Here is a 21,822-nt window from a genome sequence, read left to right on the forward strand (position 1 = left end):
GCAGGACTACCGCACGCTCCTGACGAATCTGCGCGCCTATCAACTCGTCCGAGGAGGCGACGACATGAGCCGCACGGGAATGTTCCGCACGAGATGCACCGTCATCGTCACGCTCCTGGCCCTGCTCGGCCTGTTGGGCATCGACCGCCCCTCGGCCGTGTCCGCCGCGCCCGCACCGGTCGCACTGCCCGTCGTCCAACCGGCCGAGCCACTCGCGGAGTTCGACGTCCGCGACTACGGTGCCAAGGGCGACGGCTCCACCAACGACAGCGGCGCCATCCAGAAGGCCATCGACGCGGCCGACGCGGCAGGCGGCGGCGCCGTACGCTTCCCGGCGACTTCCGGCAGCGCGACGTACGAGTCGAAGAACACCCTGCACATGAAGAGCCATGTGACGCTCCAGGTCGACACCGGCGCCACCCTCTCCGGCAACGGCGCCGACACCTACGACCCGCCCGAGCCCAACCAGTGGGACGACTATCAGGACTACGGGCACAGCCACTTCCACAACGCCATGATCTACGGCGACCGGCTCACCGACATCGGCTTCGTGGGCGGCGGCGTCATCGACGGCGACGGCGCGCTGATCACCGGCAACCCTGCTGCCGGCGAAGCCGACAAGATCATCTCGCTGACGCGGTGCTCCGGGCTGCGCATCGGCGACGGGCTCACGCTGCGCGAGGGCGGCCACTTCGCGGCGCTCATCAACGGCTGCGACAACGTGGTCTCCGACCGGCTCACCATCGACACCGCGATGGACCGCGACGGCTGGAACATCATCTCCACCACCAACGTCACCGTCACCAATGCCCACTTCGAGGCGAACGACGACGCCCTCGCCTTCAAGAGCGACTACGCACTCGGCGCCAAGCTGGCCAACGGCCATGTGCGGGTGGGTGATTCGTTCCTCTCCGCCGACTGCTGCAACGCCCTCATGTTCGGCTCGGAGACCTGCGGCGACTTCACCGACTACCGCTTCGACCGCATCACCATCCGCGGCTCGGACAAGTCCGGGCTCGGCCTGGTCTCCATGGACGGCGCGAAGATCACCGACGTCCACTACCGGGACATCACCATGACCGACGTCCACTCGCCGATCATGCAGAAGGTCGGCACGAGAAAACGCTGCGGCAACAGCCCGGGCGTCGGCTCCATCAGCAACATCACCTACACCAACATCAAGGCCACCGGCTCAAGCCCGTCCTTCTCGCCGACCCTGTGGGGCGAGTCCGGCAGCGGCCGCATCCACGACGTCACCTTCGACAACGTCGACATCACCGTGCCCGGCGGCAACGGCACCATGTCCACGACCCCGCCCAGCAATGACCCGAACAACTACAACCCGAACTCGATCGGCACCCGGCCCGCGTACGGCTGGTACGTCCGCAACGCCGACAACATCCGCTGGACCGACAGCGAGGTCCGCTTCGGCGCCGACGACGGCCGGCCCGCGGTCATCGCGAACACCTCCACGCACCTGCGCTTCGACCGCTTCACCGCCCAGCGCGGCAGCAACAGCCCCGCCGACCTCAACTTCCAGACGGTGACCGGCTATTGCGTCGCGGACAGTCACAACACGAGCGGTGGCGCCCTGCGGATCACCCAGTCGGGGTCGACGCAGAACTGCGGGACCGCGCCGCAGCGGTACGAGGCGGAGAGCGCCGCCTACCCGGCGGGCTCCACCATCGACTCCCACCACGCCGGCTACAGCGGCACCGGCTTCGTGAACACGCCCAACGCGGCGGGCGCCTATGTGGAGTGGACCGTGAACGCCGCGCAGGCCGGCACCGCGAACCTGGTCATCGGCTACGCGAACGGCACCACCACCGACCGGCCCATGGACCTCGCCGTCAACGGCACCGTCGTACGCGCCGGCGCCTCCTTCGCCCCCACCGGGGCTTGGTCCACTTGGCGCACGGTGACCGTCCCCGTCCTGCTGGCGGCGGGCGCCAACAAGGTCAAGGTCACCGCGACCGGGGCCGCCGGCTGTCCCAACCTCGATTACCTGGACGGCCCGGCATGAGACGGAGACGACGCCTGCACCTGAGCGTTCTGGCCGTCCTGGCGCTGCTCCTCGGAGCCGTGATCGCCCTGCCAGGACCCGCCGCCCGTGCCGATGTGATCCACCCCCGCCAGGACTTCCTGCGGGGCTCCACCTCCGGCCTTTTCCTGCACTGGGGGCAGCGCACCGCACCGGCCCACACCAGCTGCAGCGGCTGGGAGAACGATGTGACCAGCGGCGGCTGGAGCGCGGACTACTGGGTGCGGGAAGCCCAGAAGCTGCACTCCCAGTACCTGGTCCTGGCCACCTTCCACTCCCGGCTCGGCTATGCCCGCCCCTGGCCCTCCAAGATCCCCGGCAGCTGTGCGACCGAGCGGGACTTCCTCGGCGAGCTGATCGCCGCGGCCAAGGCCAAGGGCCTCAAGACGATCCTCTACATGACCGACGACCCCCAGTGGCACGACGAGGGCGGCCACGAGTGGCTCGACTCGGCGGCGTACTCCGCCTACAAGGGCCGCGACATCGACCTCACCACACGGGACGGCTTCGGCGAGTACTCGTACGACCTGTTCTTCGAGGCCATGGACCGCTACCCCGACCTCGGCGGGTTCTGGATCGACAACGACAACGCCTACTGGGAGCGGAACAACCTCTACTCGAAGATCTACGAGAAGCGGCCCAACTACACCCTCAGCAACAACAACGAGGACACGCCGATCATGGACATGGTCAGCAATGAGCAGAAGACCGGCATGTCCCCGGCCTACGACTACCCGCAGGCCGTCTACACCTCGGCCCCGCGCCTGATCGAGGCGGACTTCAAACTCCCCTCCACCGGCGCCTGGTGGTACGACGGTTCCGATCCGAGCGTCGACCGCAAGCTCACCCTGGGGCGGCTCGTCAGCAACGCCGGCTCGTCCGTCAAGGCCCTCATGGCGGAGACAGCCCAGGTCAACAGCAAGTTCCCGGCCAACCAGGCCGCGTTCAACGACTTCGCGAGCGGCTACCTCGGCCCGATCCGGGAGTCCCTGAACGAGGTCGATGGTGGCGGCTATCTGCACGGCGGCCTCAAACCGGGGCTCTGGAACGACGGCGCGCACGGCGTGACGACCGTCAGCAAGAGCGATCCCCTCCGGCACTACGTGCATGTGCTCACCCCGCCCGACACCTCCACGCTGAAAGTGCGGGACAACGGCTACAGGGTCACCGGTGTCACCAATCTGCGTACCGGGGCGGCGATTTCCTTCTCCCAGTCCGGCGGCACGCTGACCCTGACGGGCCTGGGCGACTGGGACGCGTACGACACCGTCCTCAAGGTCATCACCGCCGGCCGCGAGGGAATCATCGACCCCTCCTCGTACACGATGAGCGCCAGCGCCTCGGCGAGCGGGCACGGCGCCGCGGCGGCCACGGACGGCGACTACCAGACCTACTGGGACAGCAGCAAGACCACCCCCGTCTCGCTCCGCTTCGACCTCGGCTCGGCCAAGCGCGTGCAGTACCTCGCCGTCAACCAGCGCGAGGACTCGGTCAGTTACGCACGCTCCGCCACCGAGCAGTCAGCGCGGATCAGGGACTATCGGGTGTACGTCAGCAGCGACGGCACGAACTGGGGCAGCCCGGTGAAGACCGGCACGCTGCCCAGCCACCGTGGCGTGGCGATCGTCGACCTGCCGGCGACCACCACCCGCCATGTGCGGCTCGAGGTCGTCAACACCCATGCGGCGTCCACCGATACGACCCGCTACCAGCGGCTTCGGATCGACGAGGCATGGCTCGGCACCGCGTACGCAGGCGGCGGATCGACGCCGACGCCAGTGCGGTACGAGGCGGAGAGCGCTGCGTACTCGGCGGGTTCGACGGTGGACTCGGCGAGCGCGAGGGACATCTGGGCCACTTCGACGCTCACCGTGCCGCTGAACGCGGGCAGCAACACCGTTCGCGTCACGGCCACTACAGCGAATGGGGCACCCAACCTGGATTATCTCGACAGGGAGTAGAACCAGGCCTTTCGAGGTCCTTTCGAGGTCCTTTCGAGGTCCTTTCGGAGAGGGGCGGCGGGAATTCCCGTCGCCCCTGATAAGGCTGCCCAATTCCGGGTGAACAGCCCGCTGACAAACCGGAATTGACCCCTGTCGGTGCCATTGACAACACGCCTTTGAGGCACTGCTATTCAGTGTTGGTTAGGAACCTTTCCTAACCCGCTTCACGCGTCCCCGTCCCGTCCTCGTCCAACTTCCGTCCTCCGAAGGGTGATCCCCCGTGCACGCTGCCGCGCCTCCACGCCGCACCTGGGCGATACTCGTCGCCGTCTGCGGGCTGCTCCTGCCGCTGATCATCACGTCGATGCCGACGGCCCGGGCCGCCGCCACCGCACACCGAACGGCGAACGCCGACGCCACCCGGTACGAGGCGGAGAGCGCCGCCTCCATATCCGGCAGCACTGTCGACACCAACCACACCGGCTACTCGGGCACAGGATTCGTCAACACGCCCAATGCGAGCGGCGCCTGGATCGAGTGGACCGTCAACGCCGATGCCGCGGGCACGGCCGCCCTCGGGATCCGCTACTCCAACGGCACCACCGCCGACCGGCCGCTGACCATCACAGTCAACGGGAGCACCCTCGGCACGGGGACGGCCTTCGCGGCCACCCCCGACTGGGACACCTGGGCCACGAACAACATCACCGCCACGCTGAAGGCGGGCAGCAACACGGTCCGCGTCACCGCCACCACCGCAGGTGGCGCCCCCAACCTGGACTACCTGGAGACCGGCACCTCGGCCCCGATGATCCCGGGCATGGCCGTCGCCCCGTACGAATACTTCGGCTGGGGCAATCCGCCCAGCCCGACCGCGGTCATGGCGGCCACCGGCGTGAAGTGGTTCACCCTCGCCTTCATCCTCTCCGACGGTGGCTGCAACCCCGCCTGGGACGGCTCACGGCCGCTCACCGGCGGCGACGACCAGGCGAAGATCAACGCGATCCGGTCGGCCGGCGGCGACGTCATCATCTCGTTCGGCGGCTGGAGCGGCGCCAAGCTCGGCGAGAAGTGCGGCAGCGCCTCCGCCCTGGCCGGCGCGTATCAGAAGGTGATCAACGCCTATGGGCTGAAGGTCATCGACATCGACATCGAGAACACCGAGTGGGCAAACGCCACCGTGCGCCAGCGGGTGGTCGACGCACTGAAGATCGTCAAGCAGAACAACGCGGGCATCAAGACCATCATCACTTTCGGCACCACCACCTCGGGTCCGGACTCCACCGGCGCCGACATGATCAACCGGGCCGCGCGCTCCGGTCTGGCCAACGACATCTGGTGCATCATGCCGTTCGACTTCGGCGGCGGAAGCACCAACATGGGCACGCTCACCACCCAGGCCATGGAGGGCCTGAAGGCGAAGGTGAAGGCGGCCTACGGCTACAGCGACGCGGCAACGTACGCGCACATCGGCCTGTCGTCGATGAACGGCAAGACCGACGTCGCCGGGGAACTGGTCCGCATCCAGGACTTCCAGACGATGCTCGCCTACGCACAGCAGCACCACATCGCCCGCCTCACCTACTGGTCGGTCAACCGGGACCGGGCCTGCGGCTCAGGCAGCGACGGCGATTCCTGCAGTGGTGTCCCGCAGCAGCCGTACGACTTCCTCAAGGTCTTCGCCCGGTACGCGGGGTGATGCCCATGACGACGACTGCCGCCGCCGGCGCACCCGCCGTCCGGCGCCGCCTCGGCTTCGGCGCGATCCAGATCGACCCTCCGGCCCACGAGAGGACGAACGTGCGGTTCACACGACTCAGAAGAATCCTGCCCTGGTGCGCGGCGGCGACCCTGGCCGCCGGACTGCTCGGCACGCTGGCGGCGGCCCCCTCGGCCGCGGCCCTCGTCCGCTACGAGGCGGAGTCCGCGACCATTTCACAGGGCACGGTCGCCGGCAACCACACCGGCTACTCCGGCACCGGCTTCGTCGACTACACCAACGTCGCAGGCTCGTACGTGGAGTTCACCGTCGACGCCCCGGCGGCGGGCAGCATGGCGTTGTCACTGCGCTACGCCAACGGCACCACCACCAACCGCCCCATGGACCTCACGGTGAATGGGACCGCGGCGGCGTCGGGCCTGTCCTTCAACGGCACCGGCAGCTGGGACACCTGGGCCGGCAAGTCCGTCAACGCGAACCTGAACGCGGGCATCAACAAGATCCGGCTGACCGCGACCACCGCGAGCGGCGGCCCCAACGTCGACTACCTCGACCTCGGCGCACCCGCCGGCGGCGGCCCGGCCGTGCCCTTCGGCAGTCATCAATTCCCCTACGCGCCCGGCACGTTGAAGCCCACCGGCGCGCAGTCGACCATCGACCAGGCCGTCGTGAGCAAGTACAACGCCTGGAAGTCGGCCTTCGTCCGGCACAACTGCGGCAACGGCTGGTACCAGGTCATCTCCCCCGACGCCGACCATCCCTACGTCGCCGAGGCACAGGGCTACGGCATGGTCCTCACCGCGATCATGGCGGGCGCCGACCCGGAGGCCAAGACCGTCTTCGACGGCCTCACCAAGTACATGCTCGCCCACCCCTCGGTGAACAATCCCAACCTCCTCGCCGCCGAGCAGGACACCTCCTGCCGCAGCGTCAACGGCTCGGACTCCGCCACCGACGGCGACCTCGACGTCGCCTACGGACTGCTGCTCGCCGACATGCAGTGGGGCTCCTCGGGGACGTACAACTACAAGGACCTGGCGATCAAGCACATCAATGCCATCAAGGCGAGCGAGGTCAACCCGACCACCCATCTGATGCGGCTCGGCGACTGGTCCACCCCCGGCGAACCCCACTACTGGATCACCCGCTCCTCGGACTGGACCGTCGACCACTTCCGCGCCTTCAAGAAGGCCACGGGCGACAGCGCCTGGGACACCATCCGCACGGCCCACCAGAACCTCATCACCTCCCAGCAGAACGCCTACGCCCCCAACACCGGCCTCCTCGCCGACTTCGTCGTCAACACCAACACCACCCCCAAGCCCGCGCCCGGCGAGGTCCTCGAAGGCCCCAACGACGGCGACTACTCCTGGAATGCCTGTCGCGACCCCTGGCGCCTGGGCGCCGACGCGGTCACCAGCGGCGACTCGGCGTCCCTGGCCTCCGCACGCAAGATCAACTCCTGGATCAAGGCCAAGACCGGGTCCAACCCCAACAACATCACCACCGGCTACCGCCTGGGCGGGTCCGCGCTGGACAGCGGCCACGACATGGCCTTCACGGCCCCGTTCGCCGTCACCGCGCTGACCGACCCCGGCTCACAGGCATGGCTCGACGCCCTGTGGAACAAGCTGACCGCCACCCCCATCGACCCCCAGCTCTACTACGGCGGCAGCGTCCAGCTCCAGTCCATGATCGTCGCATCCGGCAACTACTGGGTGCCCTGACGGAGGAAGCAGCATGAGATTCAGCAGATCCGCCGGCGCCCTGCGCGGGAAGGTCGCCGCCACAGCCGTCGTACTCCTGTGCGCGGGGCTCGTCCAGGCCGCACCGCCGTCCGCGTCGGCCGCCCCCACCCGGTACGAGGCGGAGTCGGCGACCATCTCCCAAGGGGTGGTGGAGGCCAACCACACCGGCTACTCCGGCACCGGCTTCGTCAACGGCGACAACATCGCGGGCTCCTACGTGGAGTTCACCGTGAACGCCGCCACCGCCGGCACCGCGACCATCGCCCTGCGCTACGCCAACGGCACCACCACCAACCGCCCGGCCGACATCGCCGTCAACGGCAGCGTGGTCTCCGCCGGACGCGCCTTCAACGGCACCGGAACCTGGGACACCTGGGCAACCTCGACGCTGACCGCCCAACTCACCGCGGGCACCAACAAGATCAGGCTGACGTCGACCACCGCGGCCGGCCTGCCCAACCTCGACCACCTCGAGACCGAGGTCACCGCGGCCGGCACCGACTACCAGGCCGAGAGCGCCACCATCTCCCAGGGCGTCGTGGCCACCAACCACACCGGCTACACCGGCACGGGCTTCGTCGACTACACCAACGTCGCCGGGTCGTACGTGGAGTTCACCGTCAGCGCCGCGGCGGCGGGCAGCGCCTCGATCACCCCGCGCTATGCCAATGGGACGACCACCGACAGACCCCTGGACATCTCCGTCAACGGCACGGTCGTCGCGTCGGGGGTCTCCTTCGCCGGCACCACCAACTGGGACACCTGGGCCACCAAGTCCGTCAACGCGAACCTGAACGCGGGCAGCAACAAGATCCGGCTGACCGCGACCACCGCGGGCGGCGGCCCCAACCTCGACAAGCTCACCGTCGGGGAGCCCGCCGACACCGAGGCCCCGAGCCGTCCCGGCCAGCTCAGCTGCACCGACATCGGCGAGACCGGCCTCACCCTCAACTGGGGCGCCTCCACGGACAACGTCGCCGTCACCGCATACGACCTCTACGAACACGGCAACAAGCTCGGCGAGGCCTCCGGCAGCGCCACCTCCAAGGCCCTGACCGGGCTCACCCCCGACACGACCTACAACCTGACCGTGATCGCCCGCGACGCCGCGGGCAACACCTCCCCGGCGAGCATCGCCCTCGACTGCAAGACGCTCGTCTCCACCGACCCGCCGCCCAGCAAGCCGGGCACACCGACCGTCTCCGGGATCACCGCCACCAGCGCCCATCTCACCTGGGGCGCCGCCACGGACGACAAGGGCGTGGCGGCGTACGAGATCCGCAGCGGCGGCACCGTACTGAAGACCGTCACCGGCACCCCGCCGGCCACCTCCACCACGGTCAGCGGGCTGGCCTGCCATGCCTCCTTCAGCCTGACCGTGGTCGCCAAGGACACCGTCGGCGGCTACTCCACGCCGTCCGACCCGGTGACCTTCTCGACCGCCGACTGCCCCTCCGACGGTGGCATCCCCGGCACCCCGACCACGCTCTCCAGCGGCTGGTCCATTCCCTGGGGCACGTACTGGATGCCCGACGGCAGCCATGCGCTGATCACCGAACGGGACAGCTTCAAGGTGTTCAAGCTGACCGGGTCCGGCACCAGGACCCAGGTCGGCAGCGTGCCGAACGTGGTGACCACCGACGGCGAGGGCGGCCTGCTGGGCGTCGCCGTCGACCCCAACTGGTCGAGCAACCACTACGTCTACTTCATGCACACCGCCAGTGAAGGCAACCGCATCGCCCGCATGACGTACAACGGCACGTCGCTCAGCGACTACACGACCCTGGTGCGGGGCATCAAGAAGAACCGCTACCACAACGGCGGCCGGCTCCTCTTCGGCCCCGACGGCTACCTGTACGCCACCACCGGCGAGGCCCAGACCCCCGACCTCGCGCAGGACAAGAACTCCCTCAACGGCAAGATCCTGCGCATGACCACCGAGGGCAAACCCGCCCCCGGCAACCCCTTCGGCACCCTCGTCTACAGCTACGGCCACCGCAATCCGCAGGGCCTGGCCTTCGACCGCAACGGACGGCTGTGGGAATCCGAGCTTGGCAACAGCTCGCAGGACGAGCTCAACCTGATCAAGGCTGGCGCCAACTACGGCTGGCCGATCTGTGAGGGCTCCTGCTCCACCTCGGGCATGACCAACCCGAAGAAGACCTGGTCCGTCTCGACGGCCTCGCCCAGCGGCATCTCCATCGTCCGCAACGTCATCTACATGGCGTCCCTGCGCGGCGAACGCCTGTGGCGCATCCCGATCTCCGGCGACACCGAGAACGTGGGCACGGCCACCGCCTACTACGTCGGCACCTACGGACGCCTGCGCACCGTCACCGAGGTGCCCGGCAAGGACGAGCTGTGGCTGTCCACGACCAACAGCGACAACAACGGAGGAGAGCCGGACGGATCCGACAAGATCTTCCGGATCACGATCTCCTAGGCATCCGCCCGTCCTCAGATCGAGGCGGGCCGCCCGGCGCATCGCGCGCCGGGCGGCCCGGCCCACCCTTGGTGGCTATGAACGCCCGCCACCAGGTGCTACGGCGTCGTCAGTCCTGCCGGCTTCCACCAGGCGGCGGAGGCATCACGCAGGGTGTTGGTGCCGCAGTGCACCTCGCCCATGCCGAGGTGGTACGTGTACCAGTCGTCGATGTACGACACCTTCAGGCCCGCCCGTACGTAGGCCGCTGTGACGGCTTGGGTGAAGATGTCCTTGCCGCCGATGACAGGACCCCATTGGCGAGGAGCAAGGTAACGGTCGCGGCTGAGGAGGATGCCGTTGACCGCGCCGGGGACGTATGCGCTCGTCTCGGCGGTCGCCCGTGGAGCCGCGGCGGAGTCGTTTCCGTCCCCGGCCAGCCACCGCTGTTGGCCGTGGTTCTTCACCGCGTCCGGCAGGCGGGTGTTACCACCCATGCGTGTCAGTCGCGGCACGGGGACGTCCTCCCCGCCCTCCGTACGGGCCATCGAGCCACGGGTGTACAGAGCCGGCACGCGCACGATCTCGTCCTCGGTCACGCCGGTCTCACGTTTGAGGGTCTCCAGATTGGCCGTAATCCGCTGGGTCGCCAAGGTGTTGTCGGCCACCAGGTGTCGAGAGGCGAGGGCCTGGTCGATGGTCTCCTGCAGCGGCGGGGAGCCCCCGAGGCCCGGGACGGAGAACATCCTGGTGCCTCCATGGCCCGCGCGCTGGGCATCGCGCAGCAGTTTCAGCCCCGCTTCGGGGTCGGCAACGCCGATCCGCCAGCCGCGCGGGGTGTCGGCAGGCAGGAACTGCACGAACTCGTCGACGTGGCCGACTTCCAGCCAGGAGGTGTCCAGGAGCAACGGGTCCTGGAGTCCCTGGGACTTCAGCAGCGTGCGCATCGTCGCCGAGGGCCGCTTGCCGCTGTCCTTGCGCCACCCCATGATGATCCGTCCGGCCGGGAACGAGCGGCCGCCCAGGGCGTACGGCGGGATGGTCTCCAGGTTCCCCATGGAGTTGAGCGACCAGTCCGCCGGTGCCGATCTGTCGAAGGCCTGCACGACGCCGATGTCCCGTCCGCGGACCTTCTCGAACAGTTCCCGGCCGGCCTTGCGGTCCGGTTGCGCAGAGCGGAGCATCACACGGATCACGTGCCGGCGCCCGTCGGTTCCGGTCATGCTGACGTAGGCCGGTTCGACGAAGTCTTGCGCCCAGGAGTCCTGGTACTTGTCGAATGTCACCAGCGGCCGGGTGATGCCGGCTTTCTCCGCTTCGCGCTTCAGGTCGGTGACGAACTTGCCCTGCAGCCCGCTCCAGTCTGCGTCGGAGCCCAGCTTGGTGACCATGAGCTGCTGGGTCTTCTGGAGATGGTGGTGAGTGAGGAGTGGGGCGACGCGCAGGGTGACCGAGTCGGATGTGCTCCGGTCGCCCGCGGCCACGGTCAGGCGGATGACCGCCCTGCCGTCCCACTTGCTGGCGTCCCGGATGACGTCGGTGGCTTCGACCCCGAACTCCACGCCGACGCGCAACTCCGCGGCCGACAAGCTGGTCCGCGACGTGACCATGACCCAGTTGCCCGCACGCTTGAGGTAGACGCGGGTGTGGTCGGCTCCCGTGGTGACCTTGACGGTGCCCTTGGCTCCTGTGGGCAGGTCCCGCATCGGCATCGTGCGGACCCGGGCGAGGTCGGCGGCGTCGGCCGAGCCGTTGACCCGGGTGTCGGAGGCGTCGTTGCACGCGGCCAGTTTGGCGTCGGACAGCGGTCTGCCGCCGGGTCCGGTGACCGGGCAGCGTTTGGTGTCATCGTCGATGTTGGGCAGGTAGACCGCTCCACGGCCCAAGGTCCAGGTGTCCTCACCAGTCGTGTCGGTGGCGCCGGTGACATCGACCCGCCCGTCGCGGTTCACATCGGCACGGAGATCGGCCCGTGCGGCCGGCTCCGCGGCCGAGGCTGGTGAAATCGGCGCAGCCAGGGCGGTTCCGACCGCGGCGAGCGCGAGGACCACGGGCCCAGCAGGGTTCGTCCGTATACGTCGGTGTGAGCGCACAGCGCGTTCCTCCTCAGTTCGGGGGGTGCACCGTGCAAGAGATGAAGAAGCGGCTGTGCGTTCACTGTGCTGACAGAAAGTCATGCCGGAGTGCGACGGGATCACGCCCGTCGCACGTCTGCGCGTACAAGGTCGACGAGGATGGCCCGGCAGTCCAACAGTTGGTCTTCCGCTTGCGCAACCCGCTCCGACGTCTCCGCGTCCAACTCCACGACAGACGACTGTCGATCACCCGGGAGAGCACGTGGCGAAGAAGGACCAGACGACGGACGCGGCCAAGGAGAAGGACCGCGAGAAGTGGATGGCACGCTTCCAGGTACGACTGGCCATGCAGCCGGGCGTGGACCGGACAGTCGTGCTCCAGGCGGTCAAGGAGGTCACGACGCACTGCGCGGAGACAGGAGCACACCCGCGAAGCGCCTTCGGCGACCCGGACGCCTACGCCGTGGAGGTCGCCGCGCGGCTGGTGCCATCGGATCAAGCGGAGCGCGCAGGGCGCCGCAACGCCGTCGTGGACGCGCTCGACTCCGTACGTAACGCGGCTGGCAAGATCGCCGGTCTGTGACCGGTTGAAGCGACTGCTCCCGCCACGACGACAGCCCTCCTCCCCCGCGGAGCAACGTTCGGAGTCCTCGCGGGTGATGGCCCACACGACGTCGAGGTCACCGGCCGGGTCGAGCGGCCGGTGACCGGCTCGGCACGGATCCGGCCGAGGGCCGACCCTGTCTCGCCAGGGCACCGAAACCAGACCGGCCCCGCGTCCCGGGACGCCCGCGCAGTACGAGAACAGGCGCCGTGCGACGCCGCCTCCTTCGTGCCGCCCCAGCCCTACCTGGTTCGGTAGGCCCGCAGAAAGGTCCGCACTCCCTCGACGACGAGTGGCCGGACGCGGATGTCCTCCGCCGCATTCGCGGAGCCGAGCCTGTCCAGCGCGACGCCGAAGGTCAGCGCGATGAACTGGTCGGCCGCGAGTCGGGGGTCGGGGACGTCGAGGAGCCCGGCCGCGGCGAGGGCGGCGAACCGCTCGGCCAGTGCCTCGTCGGGAGTGTCGGCCATGGAGTTGTAGCCGCGGTGCGGCAGATGGCCGGATTCCGCCCGGACCAGCCGTTGCAGCGTGGCGTACTCCGCCGAGCCGAGCATGTCCGTCGCGATGCGCATCGAGAACGTGACCAGGGCGTCCTCGAGGTCGACGTCCTCGGTGACCTCGGTGAGGGTGTCGTCGAGCGTGCGCCGGATCGTGGTGATCAGTGACTGGCCGACGGAGTCGACGACTGCTTTCAGCAGCGTCTGCTTGTCGCCGAAGTAGTCGTAGACCGTCCGCTTGGACACCTCGGCCCGGGCGGCGACCGCGTCGACGCTGGACCGGTCGAAGCCGTCGGCGAGGAACAGTTCCCGGGCCGCCGAGAGGATGGCGGCCCGCTTCCGCGTGGATCCCTCGCGCAGTGTCTTCGTGGTCGGCATGGGCACATCTTAACCGTTCTACACTGCACGGTGTAGTGTAGTCTCAGAATGGTGGCGGGCGGAGCCGTGGCCGCGCCAACTCCGGGTCTGCTTCCCCGGGCTCATCCGGCGGGACGAATTCGGCTCCGGCCACAAAGCACCACACACACTGCGCCCCGCGTGAATGGCCGCTGTGTCCGCGCCGGGCCCGGCAAGGCGGCAGCGCTTCGGGTACGGCCGACCCCTACCCGCCCGGCAATGACGGAAAGGACGTCCATGACCGCAACTCAGGCTCCCCCGGTCCTCATCGGCAAGGCCGCTGTCGGGGCCCTCGGCATGCTGGCAGTCGCCACAGGGGCCTTGGAGTCGGTGGTGACGCCGACGCTCCCGCTCCTGCAACGCGAGCTGGCCATGAGTCCCGCCGAAGGGGCGTTGCTCAGCATCATGTTGCTCATTACCGGCGCGCTCGTCACACCGGTCGCAGGCAAGTTAGGCGACCGCTACGGCGGAAAGCGGGTCCTGATCCGGCTGATGGCGGTGGTCTCGGCCGGCGGCCTGGTGTCGGCCCTGGCGCCCAACCTGCCCGTGCTGCTGCTCGGCCAGGTACTGCAGGGGGCGATGGTGGGCGCGCTGCCCCTGTCGTTCATCCTGGTGCGCAAACACCTCCCCGCGGGAGAGTCGAAGGTGGCCATCGGGACGGTCAGCGGGCTGTTCGTGGGTGGCGGGATGGCGGGGACACTGTCGGCCGGACCCGTGGCGGAAGGACTGTCCCGCCACTGGATGTTCGCGCTGTCGACGATCGCGGTCATCGGGGCCACCATGCTGGTGAACAGGCTGATGCCGCATGATCCGCCGGGCCGTTCGGACGGCGCCGGGATCGACTGGCCCGGCCTGGTTCTCCTGAGCGGGACGCTGGTCACGCTCATGCTCGTACTCGCGCTCGCGCCCGACATCGCCTCGCAGCCACTCGTGCTCGGCGCCCTCATCGCGGTCCTCGCCGCCTTCGTGACCGGATGGATCGCCGTCGAGCGCCGTGCGGCCTCGCCGATGGTCGACCTGGGCATGCTGGCACGGCCCGCCGTGTGGAAGTCGTGCGTGCTGACGTTCGCCATCTGCGTCGGTACCTCGGTGCCGGTCTATCTCGTCCCGCAGCTGTTCGCGGTGCCCGCCGACGAGTACGGCTTCGGGGCCGGCGCCACCGAGATCGGCTTCTACCTGCTGCCCGGCGCCGTGGCGGCGTCGCTGGCCGGGCCGATCAGCGGGATCGGGGCCCGGCGTTTCGGCTCGCGTGCCGTGGTCACCACCGGAATCGTCCTCATGGCCGCCGCCCTGATCGTCCTGGCGGCCGTGCACACCGAGGTCTGGCACCTCGTCATCGGCAAGATGCTGATCGCGCTGGCCAACGGCCTGTGCGTCACCGCGATGGTGACCAGCACCGCCACATCCGTCGATCAGAGCGACACCGGCATCGCCACCAGCCTGGTCCTGGTGACTCGCGTGATCGGCTTCGCCGTGGGTGTGCAGGTCAGTGGCGCGATCCTCACCGCCGGAACGCCTTCCGGGTCGGACGTCCCGGCCGAATCGGCCTTCGTCACCGGCTTCGTCATAGCCGGCGTCGTCACGGCGCTGTGCCTGCTTGTCGCCCGTTCCATGAGCAAGGGAGTCGAGAAATGACCCGCAGTGATCGGTCGAAGAACATCCGTACGACGCCGGGGCGCAAGGTCCTGATATCCGGGGCCAGCGTCGCGGGACCCGCCCTCGCGTTCTGGCTGAACCGCTACGGATTCGCGGTCACGGTGGTCGAAAAGGCGGACGCCCTTCGTGACGGTGGTTACCCCATCGACGTACGCGGCACCGCACTCGAGGTCGTCCGGAGGATGGGAATCCTGCCGCGGCTGCGGGCCGCGCACATCGACCTGCGCCGGCTGACCTTCCTCGCCGGGGACGGCAGCGAGGTGGCCTCGCTCAACCCGCACGCCGTCACGGGCGGTGTCGCGGGACAGGACCTGGAGGTGAGGCGCGGGGATCTGACCAGCGCTCTCTACTCGGCGGTCCGTGACGACGTGGAGTTCTTGTTCGACGACTCCATCGACACCCTCGACCAGTCCGGCCACGGGGTCGACGTCACCTTCCGCGGGGGCAGCAGGCGTACGTTCGACATGGTGTTCGGTGCGGACGGTCTGCATTCACGTACCCGCGAGTTCCTGTTCGGCCCCGAAGGGCAGTTCCACCGGTATCTCGGCTACTGCTTCGCCGGGTTCACCATGCGCAACACCTTCGGGCTCACCCGCGAGACCGTGATGTGGAACACCCCGGGCAGGGCCGCGGCACTCTACGCCGTGGGGGACAACGACGACGTTCACGCCTTCCTGAACTTCGCCCACCCGGAACTGCCGTTCGATGCCTTCCGGAACCCACAAGCCCAACGGGACCTGGTCGCCGCGGTCTTCGCCGACGCGGGATGGGAGGTCCCGGGCATGCTTGCCGCCCTGCGTGACGCGGATGACCTGTTCTTCGACGGGGTCAGCCAGATCCGCATGCCCCGCTGGTCCAGCGGCAGGGTCGCGCTGGTGGGCGACGCCGCGTACGCGCCCTCGTTCCTCACCGGACAGGGCACCAGCCTCGCACTCGTCGGCGCGTACATGCTCGCCGCTTCCCTGGCCGACCGGGACCACGCCGCGGGCCTCGCCGCTTACGAGCACGACACCCGTGAGTTTGTGACCGTCAACCAGGATCAGGTCGGCGAGGGCGATGCCACCCTTTTCCCGACCACCGCTCGGGCCCTGGAGCAGCGCAACGACATGCTGCGCAATCTCAGCGCCCTGCCCTCCGCGGAGGGACGACCGGCCCATTCGGGCCTCACCCTGCCCGAATACATGCCGATGACGTGACCCCGGACCCTCGCGCCGATGACGGGCGTCACCGGCTGTCGGGGCCGGCGGTTCGGACTCAGCGCTGGTCACGGTGGGTGCGCTGATCGCGGAGCGCCACCCGGCCGATTCCGTCGCTCGCACCCGCCGACGGACCGGCGGCTGTCCCGGCCAACACCATGATCAGGGCATCATCACCCCGGCCACGGCCGCGCGTGCCTGCCTGCGCGTCCTGCGCGCCCGAGGGCTGACACACGCGGAGCGCGAACGGCCTGCACAGCGGTCGGAAGGGAGGCCAGAAGCCTCCTCGGTGGGACAGAGTCGGGCGGCTCGGCCTCCTCGGAGAACGTATCGCCCGAACTGCCCGTACCCTTCATGGTGTCAACGGCGTCACATAGCGGGCGCCAAACCACTGGAGGCAACACCTCGTGCTGATTGCTCAGCGTCCGTCCCTGACCGAAGAGGTCGTCGACGAGTTCCGCTCCCGGTTCGTGATCGAGCCGCTGGAGCCGGGCTTCGGTTACACCCTCGGCAACTCCCTGCGTCGCACTCTCCTCTCCTCGATTCCGGGTGCGGCGGTCACGTCCATCCGCGTCGACGGGGTCCTGCACGAGTTCACCACCGTGCCGGGCGTCAAGGAGGACGTCACCGACCTGATCCTCAACATCAAGCAGCTGGTCGTCTCCTCGGAGCACGACGAGCCGGTCGTGATGTACCTGCGCAAGCAGGGCCCGGGTCTGGTCACCGCCGCCGACATCGCGCCGCCGGCCGGTGTCGAGGTGCACAACCCCGACCTGGTCCTCGCCACGCTCAACGGCAAGGGCAAGCTGGAGATGGAGCTCACGGTCGAGCGTGGCCGTGGTTACGTCTCCGCCGTGCAGAACAAGCAGGTCGGCCAGGAGATCGGTCGTATCCCGGTCGACTCGATCTACTCGCCGGTGCTGAAGGTCACGTACAAGGTCGAGGCCACGCGTGTCGAGCAGCGCACCGACTTCGACAAGCTGATCGTCGACGTCGAGACCAAGCAGGCGATGCGTCCGCGTGACGCCATGGCCTCCGCCGGTAAGACGCTGGTCGAGCTGTTCGGGCTCGCCCGCGAGCTCAACATCGACGCCGAGGGCATCGACATGGGCCCGTCCCCCACGGACGCCGCCCTTGCCGCTGACCTGGTCCTGCCGATCGAGGAGCTGGAGCTCACGGTCCGCTCCTACAACTGCCTCAAGCGCGAGGGCGTCCACTCCGTGGGTGAACTCGTGGCTCGTTCCGAGGCGGACCTCCTCGACATTCGTAACTTCGGTGCGAAGTCCATCGACGAGGTCAAGGCGAAGCTGGCCGGCATGGGCCTGGCCCTGAAGGACAGCCCGCCCGGATTCGACCCCACCGCCGCTGCCGACGCCTTTGGTGCAGGCAATGACTCGGACGCGGGCTTTGTGGAGACCGAGCAGTACTGAACGCTGCGCTAGGGCCGGGTCACGGGGGACCCGACCCGGTGCTGAGGACACGGTGCAGCGGACGACCGCATGCCTTTCCCCAGCCAGGAGGTCCCGGCAGGCGCGCCATGACTATCGCCGAATCACGGTGTAGCTACTGGCCGGCCCCCGTGACCTCCCCGTGCGCCTCCCCGCCGCTGAGCCTGACCGTCAAGGCGGATCCGGGGTTGCGCGGGCCATGGTCCGGACGCCCTTCGTACGGCGCCCGGACTCCGGGCTCTTGAGCGGTCGATGGCCGTTCGAGAAGCGCTTGGTTGGTGCTACGGGCCGACCGCGTCGCCGGTGCACTGGCCTACGCTCTTGGCCGGCGCACCGGCATCTCCCCGCGTCGGCCCGGCCGATTTGCGACCAAGATTCCAGGGCATTCCCGGGCCGGCCAGAGGCCGGTCCTGGCAGCGCTCGGCTGCACGAGGGCGGATGGCACGACCAACACCTGCACACCCTGGTACAGGGAGACCCCACCTGTGAGGTCACAGATCGACGAAGTCGCAGAAGTCCATGTTGGCGAGGGACAGGTTGCAGTGCATCTCGTGCGGGACCTCCAACGCCGGTATACGGAATGGCTGCTCGGTCTCCTCCGCGTCAGTACTCACCGCGAGCAGCGTCGGTTCCGCTCCCTCCATTCCGGCGCAGTCGGCGAGGAAAACCACGTCCCAGCCGCACTCTGACGGTTCCTCGCCGTCCTCGGGCGCGATGAGCGCGGCGAGGATGTCGGCGGGAGTAGCCTCCGCCCACACTGGGTCGTCCACGCAGAGGATCTCCTCCTTGAGCCGGCCCTCGTCCTCGTCGGCTTCATCGAAGACCCAAGGCTGGTCGAGGGCGGCTCGCACCCGCCGCCAGGCGTCATCGTCCCCGTAGTGGGTGCGGACGAGCAGCATGGGCGGGTACGACTCGTCGGTCTTCGGTAGAACGCGCACAGGCAGGCACTCCTTCCAACGGGCGGCGCAGTGAGCCGCGTTGACGGTAGGTCGAAGCGTAGAGGCCGCGTCCTCCAGGGGGCCTGTCGGGCCTCTGGCCGCTGATTGCCGCATGGGTGGACGTCTGTGCGAAGATCGCGGCGTGGATGATCTACGTTTCCGTCTCGCCGGCGACGCCGACCTTGCCGCTGTCGTCCATCTGCGTGACGACGCTGCCCGCTGGATGATCGCCCAGGGCGTCACTGGTCAGTGGCGGCCCGGTGAGCTGGGTGGAGACCACTTCCGCCGGATCATGGCGAGCGGGGAGCTTTGGCTCGCGGAGGCTGCCGATCGTGTGGTCGGGGCCTGGGAGCTGTGGTGGGAGGACGAGGATGCCTGGGGGCCGCAGCCCCCGACGGCCGGCTATGTGCATCGGCTGATGGTGGATCACAGCAGTGTTCCGCCCGGGACCGGGAGGCAGCTCCTGCGAGTCGCGGAGCGCCGCGTGGCCGAGGTGGGCCGACCGCTCGTACGTCTGGACTGCCTGGCCGGCAACGCGCGCCTGAAGGCGTACTACCTCGACCTCGGCTACCAGGTCGTCGGGTGCAAGGAGGGAAAGCCGCAGCCGAGCGGCACGCCCAAGTCGTTCACGCTCCTCGAAAAGTCCATACGGGACGGCGGGGAGTAGGAATCGCTTGGGCCTTCGACCACCCAACGGCGAGGCAAGGCTTCGACCAGGGCCCATTCGGCGTCGGTGGTGTCTTCTGGTCGTGCCAGGCGGGGCCGTCGCCGACGTACAGGCACGCGCCGACGGCGCCGATGAGAGCCTGTCGGCCTGGTCGCGGGCTGCCGGAGCGGAACCCGAGTGGGCAAGCCTCGGGGCGTGCGAGCATGCTCGATCACGCCGTGCGGCCGATGCGCCTTCCCGGGCCCCGGTCCGACAGGCGGATCAGCGCAGGCCGGCGAAGAGATCGTTCTCGGGTATGGCCGCGCCGGTGGAGTCCTGGACGCGTACGAAGGTCTCCATGCCCATCAACTCGCCGAACCTCTCCTTGCCCATCTTGAGGAAGAAGATGTTCTCGCCCTGACTGGCGTGCGCGGCCAGCGCGTCGAACTTCTGACCGCTGAACGCGGTGGTGTCCACCCACGTGGTGATCTCGTCGTCGGGGAGGCCGATCTCGGCGATCGCGGCGGCCTCGGCAGGATCCGGCTCCGGCATGTCCTCATGGAACTCGCGCATGATCTCACCGAACCGCTGCATCATCGAGCGGGGCATCGTCGTCCAGTACACCTTCGGTGTCAGGTCAGTCATCTTCACCGCCGCCATCGTGATGCGGTGGGCCTGGATGTGGTCGGGGTGGCCGTAGAAGCCGTTCTCGTCGTAGGTGACGACCACATCGGGACGGTAGTGCCGCATGAGTTCCGCGAGTCGGGCCGCACCTTCCTCCACGGGGGTCTGCCAGAAGGATCCGGGGGCGTCGTTGCTCGGCCAGCCCGCCATCCCGGAGTCGGCATAGTCCAGCATCTCCAGATCGCTGACCTTCAGGACGTCACAGCTAGCTTCGAGTTCTTGGCGGCGCATCGAAGCAACGGCCGCCGGATCGTGCCCGGGATCGCCCGGCTTGACGCCTCCCGGTCCATCACCGCAACCGCCGTCGGTACACGTCACGAGAACCGTGCGGATGCCCTCCGCCGCGTACTGCGCGAGGACACCTCCGGTTCCGGTGGCCTCGTCGTCGGGGTGAGCGTGCACTGCCATGAGCGTCAACGGCCGGTCAGTCATGAAACGGTCCTCCTGCAGAAATACGTATCGGTCCGAGTGCGCGGCGGGCGTACCGCGATCCCGAGGGCCCGGATCCTGTCGGGGCGACGACCCAGTGGTCTCCGTGTTCCCCGCCCGTGCGGCGCCGGTCCCTCGCTCGATGCAACAGTGCCGGCCGGACCTGCTGTTCCCGGCGCGGCGGTGCAGTCGGGATCACGCAGCAGGTCACCGTCATTGGCCGGCTTGCATAGCCAATCCTTCAGCTAACGGTCACCGTTTCGAGGTGGATGCCCCGCAGGGGCAATTCCTAAGGTCACCGGGTGCGATGGCGACGGGTACTCGTACTTGGCCTGGCCGGCCTGCTGGCGGCGGCGGGCGCTGTTGGGGTGTACTCCTACGGTTCCTTCTATGGCTGGTGGGCCCGCCCGACCGTCCGCGACGCTCCGGAGGCGAAACCGGCGGCCGTGGAGCCGCTCGTGAGCGGGCTGCGCTACCCCTTCGACCTGGCGTTCCTCCCCGACGGGTCGGCGCTGGTCACCGAGCGTGAGAGCGGCCGCCTGCGGAAGGTCTCCCCGGACGGGCAGCTCACCGACGTCCGGACGATCGAGGAGATCGCCGAGCCGGTCGTCCAAGCCGGGCTGCAGGGGGTAGCCGTCTCCCCCTCCTACGAACGGGACGGCTGGATCTACGTCTACTACACCACCGAGCAGGACAGCCGGGTGAGCCGGCTGCGGCTGGACTCGTCGGCTCCACCCGAGCCGATCCTGACCGGGATCCCCAGCGGCGAAATCCACAATGGCGGGCGGATCAGGTTCGGCCCGGACGGCATGCTCTACGTGACCACCGGCGAAGCCGACGACCGTTCCAGGGCCCAGGATCGCAACGATCTGGGCGGCAAGATCCTGCGAGTCACGCCGGAGGGCAATCCCGCACCGGGCAACCCGATCGAGGGCTCACCGGTGTACAGCTGGGGGTTCCGCGACCCGCAGGGGCTCGCCTGGGACGAGAAGGGTCAGCTCTACGTCTCCGAGTTCGGCCACCACAACCTCGACGAGCTGAACCGGGTCGAACCCGGCGCCAACTACGGCTGGCCCGAGGTGGAAGGCACCGGTGGGGAGCCCGACTTCACGGACCCGATCGCGACCTGGAAACCCGCCGACGCCTCACCCAGCGGGATGACGTACCACGACGGGCGGATCTGGGTCGCCTGCCTGCGCGGGGAGCGGCTCTACCGGATCGCCACCGACGGCTCGTCGCCCGAGCAGTTGCTGACCGGCCAGTTCGGCCGGCTACGACTCGTGACAGAGGCCCCGGACGGCTCGCTCTGGGTGCTGACCAACGGCCGCACCGGCCCCGACCACGACCTGATCCTCCGGGTGACCCCGTGACGTGACGGG

Annotated in this window: 15 protein-coding genes; 11 read left to right on the plus strand and 4 right to left on the minus strand. The window is 68.7% G+C overall.

The features are described from left to right. Nucleotides 1–64 precede the first annotated feature (64 nt). The 5 genes from OG254_RS01705 (at nt 65) to OG254_RS01725 (ending at nt 9,895) form a co-directional block, all read left to right on the plus strand. Nucleotides 65–2,023, plus strand: a complete 1,959-nt coding sequence (locus OG254_RS01705) for a glycosyl hydrolase family 28 protein (protein WP_405576613.1) — start codon at nt 65–67, stop codon at nt 2,021–2,023. Next, the gene (locus tag OG254_RS01710) at nt 2,020–4,002 is read left to right on the plus strand and encodes a discoidin domain-containing protein (protein WP_405576615.1); all 1,983 of its coding nucleotides are present in this window, start codon (nt 2,020–2,022) and stop codon (nt 4,000–4,002) included. The genes OG254_RS01705 and OG254_RS01710 overlap by 4 nt, the downstream gene beginning before the upstream one ends. A 262-nt stretch (nt 4,003–4,264) precedes the next feature. Then, nucleotides 4,265–5,683: a CBM35 domain-containing protein gene (locus OG254_RS01715; protein WP_405576617.1), complete on the plus strand. Its 1,419-nt coding sequence runs from the start codon at nt 4,265–4,267 to the stop codon at nt 5,681–5,683. A 5-nt stretch (nt 5,684–5,688) separates the two neighbouring features. Further along, on the plus strand, nt 5,689–7,431 hold the full coding sequence (locus OG254_RS01720; protein WP_405576619.1) for a glycosyl hydrolase family 8: 1,743 nt from the start codon (nt 5,689–5,691) through the stop codon (nt 7,429–7,431). 13 nt (nt 7,432–7,444) lie between these two features. Continuing rightward, on the plus strand, nt 7,445–9,895 hold the full coding sequence (locus OG254_RS01725; protein WP_405576621.1) for a PQQ-dependent sugar dehydrogenase: 2,451 nt from the start codon (nt 7,445–7,447) through the stop codon (nt 9,893–9,895). Nucleotides 9,896–9,993: 98 nt separating this feature from the next. Here the strand turns inward: OG254_RS01725 and OG254_RS01730 are convergent, their stop codons facing one another. Next, nucleotides 9,994–11,967 carry a protein-arginine deiminase domain-containing protein gene (locus tag OG254_RS01730; RefSeq protein WP_405576623.1) on the minus strand — a complete coding sequence of 658 codons (1,974 nt, stop codon included), beginning with the start codon at nt 11,965–11,967 and terminating at the stop codon, nt 9,994–9,996. Between the two features lie 244 nt (nt 11,968–12,211). On the opposite strand from OG254_RS01730, the gene OG254_RS01735 reads away from it, so the two are divergent. Then, nucleotides 12,212–12,532: a hypothetical protein gene (locus OG254_RS01735; RefSeq protein WP_405576625.1), complete on the plus strand. Its 321-nt coding sequence runs from the start codon at nt 12,212–12,214 to the stop codon at nt 12,530–12,532. Between the two features lie 263 nt (nt 12,533–12,795). Here OG254_RS01735 and OG254_RS01740 read toward each other — a convergent pair whose 3' ends face one another. Beyond that, complete coding sequence (locus tag OG254_RS01740; protein ID WP_405576627.1) at nt 12,796–13,428, minus strand: TetR/AcrR family transcriptional regulator; 633 nt, start codon at nt 13,426–13,428, stop codon at nt 12,796–12,798. A 255-nt stretch (nt 13,429–13,683) separates the two neighbouring features. Here OG254_RS01740 and OG254_RS01745 point away from each other — a divergent pair, with 255 nt between their 5' ends. The 3 genes from OG254_RS01745 to OG254_RS01755 all read left to right on the plus strand — a co-directional run bounded on the left by OG254_RS01745 (nt 13,684) and on the right by OG254_RS01755 (nt 17,728). Further along, complete coding sequence (locus OG254_RS01745) at nt 13,684–15,081, plus strand: MFS transporter (protein WP_405576629.1); 1,398 nt, start codon at nt 13,684–13,686, stop codon at nt 15,079–15,081. Next, a complete protein-coding gene (locus OG254_RS01750) occupies nt 15,078–16,298 on the plus strand; it encodes an FAD-dependent monooxygenase (protein WP_405576631.1) in 1,221 nt (406 codons plus the stop codon). The genes OG254_RS01745 and OG254_RS01750 overlap by 4 nt, the downstream gene beginning before the upstream one ends. A 407-nt stretch (nt 16,299–16,705) precedes the next feature. Further along, nucleotides 16,706–17,728: a DNA-directed RNA polymerase subunit alpha gene (locus tag OG254_RS01755; RefSeq protein ID WP_405576633.1), complete on the plus strand. Its 1,023-nt coding sequence runs from the start codon at nt 16,706–16,708 to the stop codon at nt 17,726–17,728. Between the two features lie 509 nt (nt 17,729–18,237). On the opposite strand, the gene OG254_RS01760 is transcribed toward OG254_RS01755, so the two are convergent. Continuing rightward, nucleotides 18,238–18,684 (minus strand): DUF6924 domain-containing protein, encoded by a 447-nt coding sequence (locus tag OG254_RS01760; RefSeq protein ID WP_405576635.1) that lies wholly within the window; start codon nt 18,682–18,684, stop codon nt 18,238–18,240. Between the two features lie 142 nt (nt 18,685–18,826). Here OG254_RS01760 and OG254_RS01765 point away from each other — a divergent pair, with 142 nt between their 5' ends. Beyond that, nucleotides 18,827–19,351, plus strand: coding sequence for a GNAT family N-acetyltransferase (locus OG254_RS01765; RefSeq protein ID WP_405576637.1), 525 nt, complete (start codon nt 18,827–18,829; stop codon nt 19,349–19,351). Nucleotides 19,352–19,612: 261 nt separating this feature from the next. Here the strand turns inward: OG254_RS01765 and OG254_RS01770 are convergent, their stop codons facing one another. Beyond that, on the minus strand, nt 19,613–20,446 hold the full coding sequence (locus tag OG254_RS01770; RefSeq protein ID WP_405576639.1) for a PIG-L family deacetylase: 834 nt from the start codon (nt 20,444–20,446) through the stop codon (nt 19,613–19,615). Between the two features lie 299 nt (nt 20,447–20,745). On the opposite strand from OG254_RS01770, the gene OG254_RS01775 reads away from it, so the two are divergent. Continuing rightward, a complete protein-coding gene (locus OG254_RS01775) occupies nt 20,746–21,813 on the plus strand; it encodes a PQQ-dependent sugar dehydrogenase (RefSeq protein ID WP_405576641.1) in 1,068 nt (355 codons plus the stop codon). Nucleotides 21,814–21,822 lie beyond the last annotated feature (9 nt).

The organism is Streptomyces sp. NBC_01092, assembly GCF_045039535.1.
Lineage (GTDB): Bacteria > Actinomycetota > Actinomycetes > Streptomycetales > Streptomycetaceae > Streptomyces.